Source organism: Amycolatopsis sp. NPDC005232 (assembly GCF_040607795.1).
Classification (GTDB): Bacteria; Actinomycetota; Actinomycetes; order Mycobacteriales; family Pseudonocardiaceae; genus Amycolatopsis.
In genome coordinates this window covers 263,274-276,205 of record NZ_JBEXHL010000003.1, presented here as the reverse complement: position 1 = coordinate 276,205, position 12,932 = coordinate 263,274, and the positions used below count along the sequence as shown (strand labels likewise).

Sequence of the window (12,932 nt, the reverse complement as noted above, 5' to 3'; positions counted from 1 at the left end):
GTGATCCAGTGACGTGCCGAGGTAGATCGTGCAGCCAATGTCCGAAGCGGACTCCGAGCGACTCGTCGAGTCCTGGGGGTAGGCCCATTCGGGCTGGGTCCGGTTGCGGAAGCAGCACAGGTCGGCCTTTGCCGCCGGGAAGAATCTCGGCGTAGGCGAATCTGCCACACCTCTTGATCGAGACCGCGCAGTGAATCCGCTCACTCGACGCCGGCTCGCCGTCTACGGCCTGGCTCGCGGTCAGTGCGTGCTGCCCGTTGGCGTGAACGTGCTCTAGCCAGCGCCGATGTTCGCCGGCGGCGGCTGCACGACGGCCGCCTCGTGTTGTCCGCTGCCGACGCGCTGCTCGCCGGAGGGAGGCGCCTGGTCGTGGGGAGCCGAATTCCCGGCGGCGGCCGGTAACGCCGGGCGGGGTCGGACCGACCATGTCGTGTTGATGTCAGCGAAGGAGCACCAGTGTCCAACTCACACCCGTCGGTCCCGCCACAACCAGCGTCCGGACCGAGGCGGCGCTGGCTGTGGATCTTCGGGGCGGTGCTGGTCGTCGTGATAGTCGGGGTCGGCGCGAACGCTCGTCGAGCGGAGAGTCTGCAGCCCTCCCCGGCTGCCCACGATGCGGCGACGTCGTCGGCAACGGCAACCGACGGCGGCACCGGCGAGGCGGCCATTCTGCGTGCGGGCGGCCTGCTGCACGCGCACGTCGAGAACCTCGAGCAACTGATCTGCGACCCGTACACGGCGACCGCGACGGCGACCGCCGGTGGGTTCGATGTCCACGTCACCTACCCGGGCCCCGCGAATTTGACCGTCTTCGCCGAGACCTTCGATGAGCGCCCCAGCACGCAGCACAAGACGATCGGTGGGCAAGACGCCGGGGCGACGTTCACGTTCACCGGACTCCCGTTCGATCAGGTGATGGCGATCTCGGTGTCAGAGACATCGGACCGTGGCCCCGGCACTTGCGACGTCTTCGATCGGGCTCCGTAGCCGACACCGCTTCCCCGGGCACGTGCGCCAGTGTCGGCGGTGATCTCCCGCGCCACGCGCCGGCCGGCTTCTTCGACGGCGCCATCGACGAAGCCGGCCCGGAGGTCGGCGAGATCGCTGCCGGCCACGCCCTCCGGACGCTGCAGCTTCGCTTGTGAAGTCGAGTAGGCGTCCGTGCGCCGGGGCCAGGTTTCCTTGGCGCACGGATCGTCGTTCCAACCGTGCAACGCACCCTCGATGACCTCCAGGTGGTCGTGCCAGACCCGCCGAGGCGAGGAGTGGCCAGGCCGGATTTCGCCGGCTCGCGGTGAGGTTGTCGACGGTCCCGGCCACGGCAGTTCACATCTGACGATCCAGACAAGACGAAGCGGCGGCCGGCGCGTCCTTTACAAGGCGGAGTTGTACCGGTCAATCGGTCTGCCCAACGGTCTGGCTACAAGAGGTCCTGGAAGCCTTCCGCCTGTACGCAGGTGCAGGTCTGTCGGGGTTGGCAGTTGGCCGTGAGCTGGTTGAACGTGGTCCCGGGGACCACAGAGATCCGGTAAACGATGGGCACCGGCAGCGCGAGCGGCTAGCTATGACGGTCGTCGTAGGCACGTCGGACTGGATTCTGGTGCTGAGCTGGAGCAGGTCGAACGCGAGGAATTGGGCCCGGCAGGTCGTCGACGAGGTCGTCGCGGAGGTTCGAACGCGACATGGCCGACGAGTTCGCCGCTGATCAGGGCCGAATCTTCGCCCGGTACTTCGCGCCGGCACCTCTCGGCGAGCGGCGGAACCACCCGGAAGCAGCTGGACGCTGCCGAAGCCGAGCTGCGACGATTCCAGGACGCCATCGCCTCGGGAGTCCACCCGGTGGCGCTCGTCGAGAGGATCAACAAGGCACAGGCTGACCGTGCGGTCGCCCAATCCGAGCTAACGGCGGCAGGCACGCCAGCCGGGCTCTCCGAAGCAGACGTCTACGCGATGGTCGACTCGCTCGGTGACTCGGGGCCGCCCTCCCCTGCGGCGACCCGGCCAAGCTAGCTCAGCTCTACCGGGACCTCACAATACGAGGCCGTCGATGTGACGGCCTCTCCGCGCAGCGGCTGAGTCGGTCGGTGGCGCGACAGTCAGAACTCGCCAGCCGGCCAGCCTGGCTCGGCCGACAGCAGTCTACTGGGTATCTGGCCCGACTATCTGAGCACTCTGAGCAACCGGCTGAGGACGTAACCCGTGCGCATTGGGTCACTCCCGAGCTGTTTGTGCAGTTCAGAGACAACGCAGCGGGATCTTGTCGGCGGACACGGGTGCCGGACGCCGTCAGCGACACCGTTCACGCTTCCAGGACGTTTAGGTTCTTCGGCATCCACGAGTCGTCGTAGAGCCAAAACGGACTATCCGGCACCGGGTGCAAGACACGGTGGCGCAAAAGCCGGTCCGGGGAAAGCGTGTCGTCCGTGGTTTTCATGCTCAAGCATGCATCGGCCACCAATTCGTGAGCCGACGTCCAGACTGGCGGAGGTGAGCTAGGACGCCCACGTAGCATCGCCAGAGCTGCCATCCGGACAGTGACCTCGTGGTCGAGTTCCGGACTGGTCCCCGTCGCAACATCCGCGTGACCGAGCACGTGCTCGACATCGTCCAGCCGTCCGGCTACGTAATACAGCGCGCCGAGGTCCACCAGCGCGCCCACAAGCCGACCGCCGTCGCCTGTCATGCGCCAGTTGGCGACGGCTTCTTTCTGCGCCGCGATCCGTTCGTCTGGGTCGGTCGTAAGATCGGCTATGCGCTCGTGTGCGACAGCTGCGCTCTGGTGTTGACCCGTCGCCGCCCAATATTCCGCAGCTTTGCCATACAAAATTCCGGCGTTCGCGACTTCGTCCAGTTTAAAGAGCGCGTCGCCAAGGTAGAAGTACGCTTCGGCCCGATTCTGGGAATCACCCGCGAGTTCAGAAATCCGGACCAGGCGCTGAAGGTACTCCTTCGCCGCAATATGGTTTCCGCACATTGCATACAACCGGACAACGTTGAACAGCGGGTTGTGTCGTTCACCGAGTACCAGGTGGCGTTCCGCAAGGGGTAGCAGCCCCTCTGCGACACGAAGCGCGGCCTGGAAGTCGTTTTGTCCTGCCAGGATCTGGCTGAGTACCATGCCTGCTTTGATCTGCGAGCGCGGCAGCTCGTAGTGCTCGGCAAAAGCCCCGGCGCGCTCCGCCCATTCACGAGCTGCTACTCGGTCATATGTGCCGTCCTGTAGCTCTTTTGCGATATCGAGGGAGGCATTGATAGCCAGCTCGGATCTGCCGTCTGCCAGGTAGATCCGGATGAGCACCTCTGTGATTTCGGTCCGCTCCTGGCTATACCCGCTTCCGAGCAGTCGCCGAAGCGCGAGTGCCAAATCTTCGGCGATCTCCCACCACTGGCTTGAAACCGCTGCTTCTAGGACGACGCGCGCACGAGCCACATCAGCAACCGTTCCTGCGGCCTCGGCCACCTTGATTGCTAGGTCGGCGACATACCGTGCAGTGCGCATCCGATAACTGGAGACACTCGCAGGCGTGTCTTCCCCTGAGGATCGTTCGGCCAGCGCGAGCCAGATGAGTGGCGGCAGCGAGTAGGTCAGCTGGTCCCCATCGACGGCGACTTCTGCGAGACTCGCGTCAACGACGCGGAGCAGTTCGAGGGTCGTAGGGATTTCTTCGGTGTCAAGTCCTACGGCCATTTCGGCGGCATCGTTCATCGCAGCGAATGACACCGCCAAACGGCGCGCGACGCGTTGCGCGCCGTTGTCCAAGCTCTGGTAGCTCAGCACGATCGCACTGCGCACCGCCTGCTGGTCCGTGGTGAGATGGTTCAACCGCTCGCGTTCATCTGCGAGGTTGCGCGCGATGGCGGCGACGAGTTGCGGTTTCCCCACGATCAGCCCCGCGACAATACGCAGGGCGAGGGGCAGGTCATCACACAGATCGGCGATGGTGTCGAGCACTGCCGTCTCGGCGCCGGGCGCGAAGCCCGCCAGTATCGTGACCGCGTCCGCACGAGCCAGGACAGGTACATGGATGGCGGCCTGGGTGAAAGCCTGGCGCCGGTGCCGGGAGGTCACGACCACCGTGGTGCCAGCGCCGGCCACCTTCAACAGGGGCTCGACGTGCGCGGCGTTCCGAGCATTGTCGAGGACAACGAGCGCCGTCGTCGAACCCAAGCGAGCTTGAAGCATTTCGAAGAGCTGCTTGTCGTCGTCCACCTGCTCTACGGGCCCTCGGCTTAGCGCACCGATCAGTTCTCGGGCCGCTTCCCTCGCGCTTACTCGCCGACCGGGACTCATACCTTGGAGGTCCATGTAGAGCACGTACTGGTACGAAGACGCGACCTGGTGCGCCCAGTGGATGGCGACTTGGGAAGTTCCAGCGCCCGGCCGCCCGGAAAGCCACAACAAGTCCGGTGTACCGATGGAATTGACCAAGGCGTCACGGCCGGTGAAAATGCGGTCCGTCGGCGGCAGAGGACAACGCCGGGCGCCACGCACGTCGAGGTGGCGCCCGTCATCCACCATGGCCGCCAAGTGCGCGGACGCCGCCTCGAACTCGGCTACGAGCTCGGCGCGGTGGCTACGTTCGCGATCGAGTCGGGCCTCGAGTTGTTTCACCGTCTGTGCCTGGTTCGGCTCTTGGCGCAGTAAGTCGACGTACTGGCTTAGATGTCGGACCTTGGCCTCTTCGGCTTTGAGTAGGAGCCCCAGTTCCGCTCGGCGCTCGGCGAGCCGTTCGGCATCTTCTGGACGCGATTCGATTTGAGCCTGAGCGGGGTAGCCGCGGGTCCGGTCGTGTTCTGTGCTCTTGAGGTGCACCAGTACCTTGATCCAGGCAGGTATCTCGTTCGTCGGAACGCCGCAGCCGGTCAAGATCGTCTCGAGCTGATCGACCGAAGGCAGACGTTTACCGCCGAAGATGCCGGAAAGGGTTCCCTTCGAGAGAGGGACATCTGGCGATCCGAACCTTTCGATTCTCGCGTATGAGTGGCCCGCACGACTTCGGACCTGCCTCAGCAGGTGCGTGAAAACCTCGGGTGTCCGAGCCTGGGCAGGATCCAGGTCGTGGAACAAGCCGCCGGCGTTGGAATCAGGGGACACTGCGCTCCGTCCGGTCTGTGCACGTCTGATGCTAGCTGGATCGACCTGTCGCGGTGTTCAGCTTCGTTCGGTTCAGTTCGGGGTGTTTCCAGAGTGTTCGATCTTCTGGACTCATCGAAAGAGGGTGTGGCCTGCTGGAACCATGAAACCAACCTCGATCGCCCAGTTGCTCCAGTGGATCATTAGTTCCGCGAGCCGGACCCGAAACGCGACTGTGCTGTTGCGGGTTTGCGTCGGCGGCGCGGTGCTGTTCGGCGGCGAACTGCTAGTGCTCCTCCTGTCGACACGAACCGCCGCTGCCGTCGTCTTGGCGAGCTTCCCGGCAGCGGCTGGTCTTTGGCGCGCCGCCCGGCAGTCAGCGCAGCGACGTGGCCGGCGGTAAGCGTCACGAGTGCGACGGCTGAGTGCCCCGGCCAGTGCCGCCGGGGCACTTTCTGCCGCGACGTCAGGCCTGTGCCCGGGGTTAATGCCGCTTTTCGGACGCAGCCACCGTGCGCACCCGGCACGGCACCCAAGTGTGGCTCCCCGAAACAGGCGGACCGGTCGATCTCGGCAACCGCAACCACGGGGCACTGATCTTGCTGCCGGCAACCCAGTTGCAACGCAGGATCCTTCGCGCCCGGCACCGAATCCTAGCGGCGATGCACAACCTAACCACCCAGCAAGGCCGCTACCTCGGCGGCCGACCGCCCTACGGCTACTGCCTCGCCGACGCCGGACCACATCCCCAACCCCGCCGCCCGATGGGGCCGACACCTCCAGCACCTCTCCGCTGATCCATGCATCGCCGTACAGGACGATCACGCCTGACGCCGATCGGGCGGGTTCATGTCACCAGCGACGTGAATCGCCCGTGTCCGAAGACGGACCTGAGCCATAACCTCACGTTGAAATTCACCACTGACCTGCCGCTCGACTAAGCGGTCAAGTGAGCTGGCCGGCCCCGGCTCGCGAGCCGGGGCCGTTTCGTCGCCATCTGATGACTCAAACCTCACTCCTTCGGGGAGGTCTCCATTTGTCCCGACGGGACGGCGCCGTGTCCCGGGACATCTCCGCCGACTCCGTGCGCCGTCAGGCCCTCGCCGCTCGCATGGTCCCCTCTTGAGAGGCCGCTTCTGAACGCTCACCGTCAGCCAGGAGAAACCCCTGGCCTGCTTGAGGAGCTACTCAGTACGGTGATCTGGTGTGCTTCTACGGTGAGACGTCCTACAAGCTGCATTACGCGTGCGTCTCGTGTCGTGTCAGCTTCAAGCAGCACGCAGATCAGCGGCAGGAGCACTTGTGCCCGAACTGTGCCCGGCCCCTCAGGGGCGCCGGTCGAGACTTCGCCCCGCCGCCGAGGCGTGATGTCCGCGGATGGTCTGTGGTGACAGCGGTCTTGGGCGAAGGGTTGCGCTACGAAGGGCGATCGGCATGCGGGTGCGACAAGGAGTCTAAGTACCGTCCGCGAACCCGCGCCGAATTGCGGGTGCGTCGGATCGTTGCCGAGAGAGATGGCCTGCCGCTGTCGGAGACGTTGTCTCGGTCGGATCCGCTGACGCCGATGCCCGCCTGACCTGGCACCTCAGCGTGGGTACGTTCGGAAGTCTCGTTGGTTCGAGAAGTGATCGGCACCAGGCCCGACCCGCGGGTCGGCCCCTGCGCTCGGCGGCGATTCGGTGGAGCTCTCACGCCGTGGTGAAGTGAAACCGGGTCACGTCCTGCCCCACCTTGGCCACGACTACCGATCGGTAACCGACGTTGGCCTGGGTACCTTGAAAGTTCGCCCCTGCCGGTGCGCCGGCGGTGTTGCGAGCGTTCGGACAGCCGAGCCCGCCGCTCCGGGACGTTCGGCCTCGCGCATCAGGCGCGGTGGCCGGTACCGTGCTGATGGTGCCGACGTGGCGTTTGCGGGATTTCCACGACGACGATCTGGACCGCGCCATCCAGCTCTGGGATCAGGACCGGCAGGCGGACGATTCGCCTCCGGTGTTTCCGATTTCGGAGGTCATGGCTGCGACCCGGACCGGCGTTGTCGTCGTAGCGGTGGTCGGGGATGACCTGGTCGGGATGGCGGTCGCGCAGGCCCAGGGGGAGCGGGCCTGGATCACGGGGGTGTCGCTCGCGCGGCGGTGGCGCAACCGGGGGATCGGCAGCTCCCTGATCGGCGAACTCGAGCGGCGGCTGAGGGAGCACGGGATCCGCCGGATCAGTGCGCTGCTCCCGCCCGGCGCGACGGGAACCGCGGCCCTGGAAAACTCCGGCTATCCGGCTCGCCCCGGGTTGATCTTCTACGAAAAGCTCGAGCACCTCGGCGCCAGCGACGCGGGCCTGCTCGCGGAGCTCGGCGGGCGGGTTCTCCCGCGTGGACTGTGGACCGATCTCGCCGGGATGGAGCGGGAGAAGGAAACCATCGAGCGGCGGATCGTGCTGCCGCTGGCCAAGCCCGTGCTGGCGGACCGGTACGGCGTCGTGCCGCCGAAGGCGGTCATCCTCTTCGGCCCGCCGGGCACGGGCAAGACCAGCTTCGCCAAAGCGGTCGCCTCCCGGCTGGAGTGGCCGTTCGTGGAGCTGTTCCCCTCCCGGCTCGCGTCGTCGGGAGCCGGAGGTTTGGCCACTTCGCTGCGGGACACGTTCGCCGACCTGGCCGACCTCGAGACCGTTGTGCTGTTCATCGACGAAGTCGAGGAGATCGCCGGCGTCCGGTCCGGGCTGGCCGTCGATCCTGGCCACGGAGTCACCAACGAGCTGCTCAAACTGATCCCGGGCTTCCGCGACCACGACGACCGCCTGCTGATCTGCGCCACTAACTCCGTCCGCTCTCTCGATCCGGCGTTCCTGCGCCCGGGCCGGTTCGACTACGTTCTTCCGGTCGGTCCCCCGGACCCGGCGGCCCGGGCGGCGATCTGGCGGCGGTACCTCGGCCCCGCTGCCGGAGGTGTCGAGCTGGAGCGGCTCGTTGCGGCGAGCGAGATGTTCACCCCGGCCGACATCGAGTTCGCCGCTCGCAAAGGTGCCCAGGCCGCGTTCGAACGTGATGTCGTCCACGGCCGCGGCGCCCCCGCCGGCACTGAGGATTACCTCGCCGCCATCACCGACACCCGGCCCACCCTCACCGAACAGGCCCTGACCGAGTTCCGGGAAGACATCGCCCGGTACGTGCGGATGTGATCGGCGCACGCGTCGGCCGTCTCGAACTCGGCCGCAGCACGAGGTTCGCCCGCACGCCGGGACACCTCGCGGAGCGGCGTCGGCTGTGCTCACCAGCTCAGTTCCCGGTTGACCACGGGCAGCGTGACAGCGACGACCCGACTCTGCCAGGCGCTGCGCGACTCCCGCGATGCCTGATGCCAGTCAGTGAACGTCGGCCGGGATCGTCCTTGCCGTTCGGCCGGAGGATTGACCGGATAGATTGACCGGCATGACTTCCACCGGCGACAAGGCCACGCTGCTGCAGGAGCTGCACGCGGCCCCGGAACTGCTGCTCGTCGTCAACGTCTGGGACGCGATCACGGCGAAGGTCGTCGCCGAGACGCCCGGGACGAAGGCACTGGCCACACCCAGCCACGGGATCGCGGCTTCCCGCGGCTACCCCGACGGCGAGAAAATCCCGCGCGACGAGATGATCGCCGAGGTCGCCCTGATCGTGCGAGTCGCGGGCGACCTGCCGGTGACCGCCGACCTCGAGGCCGGCTACGGCGACCCGGGCGGCACGGTGGCGCGGGCGATCGACGTCGGCGCCGTCGGCTGCAACCTCGAGGACCAGATGAAGCCGCTGGCCGACTCGGTGAAGGCTGTCGAGGCCGCCGTGGCCGCCGCCCAGAACTCGGGTGTCGACTTCGTGCTCAACGCCCGCACCGACGCCTTCGTGAAGGCCGGCGACCGCGACCCCGACGAGGTGCTCGCCGACGCCATCGCCCGCGGCCGCGCCTACCTGGCGGCCGGTGCGTCGAACTTCTTCGTGCCCGGCCTGCTCGACGAGGACCAGGTGGCCCGCCTGGTCGACGCACTCGGCGAGCGCAAGGTCAACCTGATCGGCATCCCAGGCTCGATCCCGTTGGCGCGTGCGCAGGAACTGGGCGTCTCACGGGTGTCCTACGGTCCGTGGAGCCAGAATGTGGCGCTCACCGCCCTCGCGAAGCTCGCCGAGGACGTGTACGCGGGCGGCGGCCTGCCCTCGGACACGCGCAAACTGAACTGACCCACCTCTGACCCCGGCAGGCCGAACGCTGCGAGGGCCGGACTCCTTCGCCGCTTCATGCGGCGATCTCGACCACCCGCCGCCCCGACGCCGACCGGACTCGGCGACCGCGAAGCACGTTGCTTCCGCCGTGTTTCGCGGGCGCCCACCCGAACCGCAGCTGTTCGGAGCGACCAGCCACGCGCACGGCGGGCCCGGGCCGCGTTCGTGACCGACATGACCGCTGCGTTGACGTCGGCCGGGCTCGACTCCACGCACATCCACACAGAGCTGTTCGGCGCGCTCGACGCCATCATCCCCGGGTTCGTCGGGCGGATCACCCCGGCCGCTGCACCCACCGGCCGGGCCGCCCGGCGCCGGGCCGGTCCTCACGTTCGCCCGCAGCGGCATTTCGGCACCGTTCCCAGGCAGCACGCTGCTGGGACTCGCCGACGCGTGCGACGTGCCGGCGCGCTGGAGCTGTCGCACCGGCGTGTGCCAGACGTGCGGCACGCCGGACCTGTCGGGCTCCGTCGGCTACGCGCCGTTGCCGCTGGAGTCGTCGGCGGCAGGCCAGGCGCTGCTCTGCTGCTCCACCCCCGCGCACCGACCTTCGATAAACAAGTGCGTGGGAGTCGGCACCCGCGCGGCCGGCGATGTCGATAAGGCACTGGAGTGGGATCTCGACGATGCTCGCGAAATCCGCTCGGTCGGCTGATTACCGCTCGTTGACAACGCGCTCACGTCCGCGTTGAGACAGCGCCCGGTCGTGAACGTGGAACTGGTCGACCGGGCGTGGGCGCGGTGCCGGAGTTATGTTTGAGGCTCCGATGAGGTCGCCGCGGGGTCTGTCCGATCAGGCCGGCGGGGGCGGCGACGGAGCGGGTAGCGGTGGTGCGAGATGCTGCGGGACCGGCACAGGGAGCGGGTTGAATTCGACCGGCTGGTCGAAAACGTGCGCGCGGGCCAGAGCCGGGTCCTGGTGGTGCGTGGCGAGCCGGGCGTGGGCAAGACGGCCTTGCTGGAGTACGCCGCCGAGGTCGCCCGGGGGTGTCGGGTGATGCGCGTGGCCGGGGCTCAGGCCGAGGCGGAGTTGGCCTTCGCGGGCCTGCATCAGGTGTGCGCGCCGGTGCTGGCCGGGCTGGCTCGATTGCCGGGGCCGCAGCGGGTCGCGCTGGAAACGGTTCTGGGGATCGGGAGGAGCGACAGGCCGCCGGATCGGTTCCTGGTCGGGTTGGCCGTGCTGAGCCTCCTGGCGGAGGCCGCCCACGAGCGGCCGCTGGTGTGTCTGGTGGACGACATGCAGTGGCTGGATCAGGCGTCGGTGCAGGCTCTGGTGTTCGTGGCGCGGCGGTTGTCGGCGGAGTCGGTCGGCATGGTCTTCGCCGTGCGGGAGCCGCAGGAGACCGGGGAGCTGGCGCGGCTTCCGGACCTGGTTGTCGGTGGTCTTCCCGCCGAGGAGGCGCGGGAGTTGCTGAGCTCAGCGCTGGGACCGCTGGACCCGGAGGTGCGGGACCGCGTCGTGGCCGAGACGCGGGGGAATCCGTTGGCGCTGTTGGAACTCCCGCGCGGGCTGAGCCCGGCCGAGTTGGCGGGTGGGTTCGGGCTGCCGAGCATCGAGGGGCTGCCGAACCGGATCGAGGAGAGTTTTCACCGGCGATTGGCGCCGCTGCCGGCCGAGACGCGGTTGCTGCTGCTGGTCGCGGCCGCCGAGCAGAGCGGCGAACCGGTACTGCTGTGGCGCGCGGCCCAGCGGCTCGGCATCAGGATCACGGCAGCGGCACCGGCGAAGGAGACGGGCCTGGTCAGCTTCGATCCACAAGCGTGGTTCCGGCATCCGCTGGTGCGCTCGGCCGTCTACCGCGCCGCATCTTCCGAAGATCGGCGCCGCGTACACGCCGCGCTGGGCGCGGTCACCGACGCGGAGCAGGATCCGGATCGACGGGCGTGGCACCGCGCCCACGCTGCCGCGGGGCCGGACGAGATGGTCGCGGCCGAGCTGGAAAACTCGGCCGGGCGGGCGCAGGCGCGCGGGGGTATGGCCGCGGCTGCCGCGTTTCTCGAGCGGGCCACTCGTCTGACTCCCGACCCCGTCCAGCGGGCCGAGCGAGCGCTCGGCGCCGCGCAGGCCAAGCAGCAGGCCGGCGCGCCGGACGCGGCGCTGGAACTGCTGGCCACTGTCGAGGCGGGTCCGTCCGACGAATTCCGCCGTGCCCGCTGCGAGCTGCTGCGCGCCCAGATCGCGTTGGTCACCAGGCGCGGCCGCGACACCCCGCGGCTGCTGCTCGAGGCCGCCACCCGGCTCGCGCCACTCGACGCGCGCCTGTCGCGCGACACCTTCCTTGGGGCACTGGAGGCGGCGGCTTTCGCCGGCCCGCTGGCGAGCGGCGGGGGAATCCGGGAGGTCGCGGAAGCCGCGCGGGGTGCGCCCCCGGCCCCGGAGCCGCCGCGCCCGCTCGATCTGTTGCTCGACGGTCTGATCCTGCAGATCACGGAGGGATACGCGGCCGCCGTGGCGCCGCTGAAGCGTGCGCTCGTGGCGTTTCGCAGCCCCGACCTCGCCCCGGAGGACGCCCTTCGCTGGACGTGGTTCGCGCTGGTCACCGCCCGCAATCTGTGGGACGACGAGACATTCGACGTGCTCACGCGCCGCCACGTTGAGATCGCCCGAGACACCGGCACGCTCGCCGCGCTCCCCCTCGCCCTCCAAACGCGCGTGTCCGCGCAGGTGGTCGACGGCGAGCTGACCGAGGTCGCGCCGCTGCTCGAGGAGAGCGCAGCGGCCGCGGAGGCGACCGGAATCGAGCTCCCGCCCTACGGCGGCCTGCTGCTCAGGGCCTGGCAAGGGCGGGAGACCGAGTTCCACGACCTGAGCGAACCGGTCGTCGCGGGCGCGGCCGCGCGGGGCGAGGGCATCGCGCTGGCCGCGACGGCGTGGACGAGCGTGGTGTTGTATCTGGGGCTGGCCCGCTACGACGACGCGCTCGGCGCAGCCCAGCGCCTCATCGAGTCGGACAACCCGGGCCAGCGGTTCGTTTCCCAATGGGGTGCGGCAGAGCTGATCGAGGCGGCCGTCCGGACCGGAACGCGAGACGCCGGTGCCGAGACATGGGCCTGGTTCTCACCCCTGTTGCGGGCCGCCGGCACCGACTGGGCGCTGGGCGTCGAGGCGCGTTCGCGCGCGCTGCTGGCCGACGGGCCTAGCGCAGAGCACGCCTACCGCGACGCCATCGAACATCTCGGCCGCACCCGCGTCCGGCCCGAACTGGCCCGGGCGCACCTGCTCTACGGCGAGTGGCTTCACCACGAACGCCGCCGCGGTGACGCCCGCGACCAGCTGCGCACCGCGCACGACCTGTTCACCACCATGGGGATGGCCGGCTTCGCCGAACGCGCCGCCCGCGCACTCCACACCACCGGGGCGACCGTCCGCACCCACCGCACCGAGACCGACAGCACCCTGACCGCCCAGGAAACCCAGATCGCCCGCCTCGTCCAGGACGGCCACACCAACCCCGAAATCGCCGAACGGCTGTTCCTCAGCCCCCGCACCGTCGAAAGCCACCTCACGCGCATCTACGACAAGCTCAGGTCACCGCCGCCGCCGTCTCCTTCGGCGCCACCGTCACCACCCTTGCCGCCGGCGACGTGACTGCCGCGGGCAGGATCGGCGATTCC

The 12,932-nt window shown here is 68.4% G+C and carries 6 protein-coding genes; 5 read left to right on the top strand and 1 reads right to left on the bottom strand.

The window, feature by feature from the left end:
- Positions 1–534 precede the first annotated feature (534 nt).
- A complete protein-coding gene (locus tag ABZU76_RS08545) occupies positions 535–987 on the top strand; it encodes a hypothetical protein (RefSeq protein ID WP_354866468.1) in 453 nt (150 codons plus the stop codon).
- Positions 988–2,299: 1,312 nt separating this feature from the next.
- Here the strand turns inward: ABZU76_RS08545 and ABZU76_RS08540 are convergent.
- Positions 2,300–5,095: a hypothetical protein gene (locus tag ABZU76_RS08540; RefSeq protein ID WP_354866466.1), complete on the bottom strand. Its 2,796-nt coding sequence runs from the start codon at positions 5,093–5,095 to the stop codon at positions 2,300–2,302.
- 1,872 nt (positions 5,096–6,967) lie between these two features.
- Here ABZU76_RS08540 and ABZU76_RS08535 point away from each other — a divergent pair.
- From ABZU76_RS08535 to ABZU76_RS08520, 4 genes are all read left to right on the top strand, one after another.
- Complete coding sequence (locus ABZU76_RS08535; RefSeq protein WP_354866464.1) at positions 6,968–8,245, top strand: bifunctional GNAT family N-acetyltransferase/ATP-binding protein; 1,278 nt, start codon at positions 6,968–6,970, stop codon at positions 8,243–8,245.
- Between the two features lie 250 nt (positions 8,246–8,495).
- Positions 8,496–9,275, top strand: a complete 780-nt coding sequence (locus ABZU76_RS08530; RefSeq protein WP_354866462.1) for an isocitrate lyase/phosphoenolpyruvate mutase family protein — start codon at positions 8,496–8,498, stop codon at positions 9,273–9,275.
- A gap of 442 nt (positions 9,276–9,717) precedes the next feature.
- Complete coding sequence (locus ABZU76_RS08525; RefSeq protein ID WP_354866460.1) at positions 9,718–9,972, top strand: hypothetical protein; 255 nt, start codon at positions 9,718–9,720, stop codon at positions 9,970–9,972.
- A 183-nt stretch (positions 9,973–10,155) separates the two neighbouring features.
- The gene (locus ABZU76_RS08520) at positions 10,156–12,906 is read left to right on the top strand and encodes an AAA family ATPase (RefSeq protein ID WP_354866458.1); all 2,751 of its coding nucleotides are present in this window, start codon (positions 10,156–10,158) and stop codon (positions 12,904–12,906) included.
- The last annotated feature ends 26 nt before the right edge of the window (positions 12,907–12,932 follow it).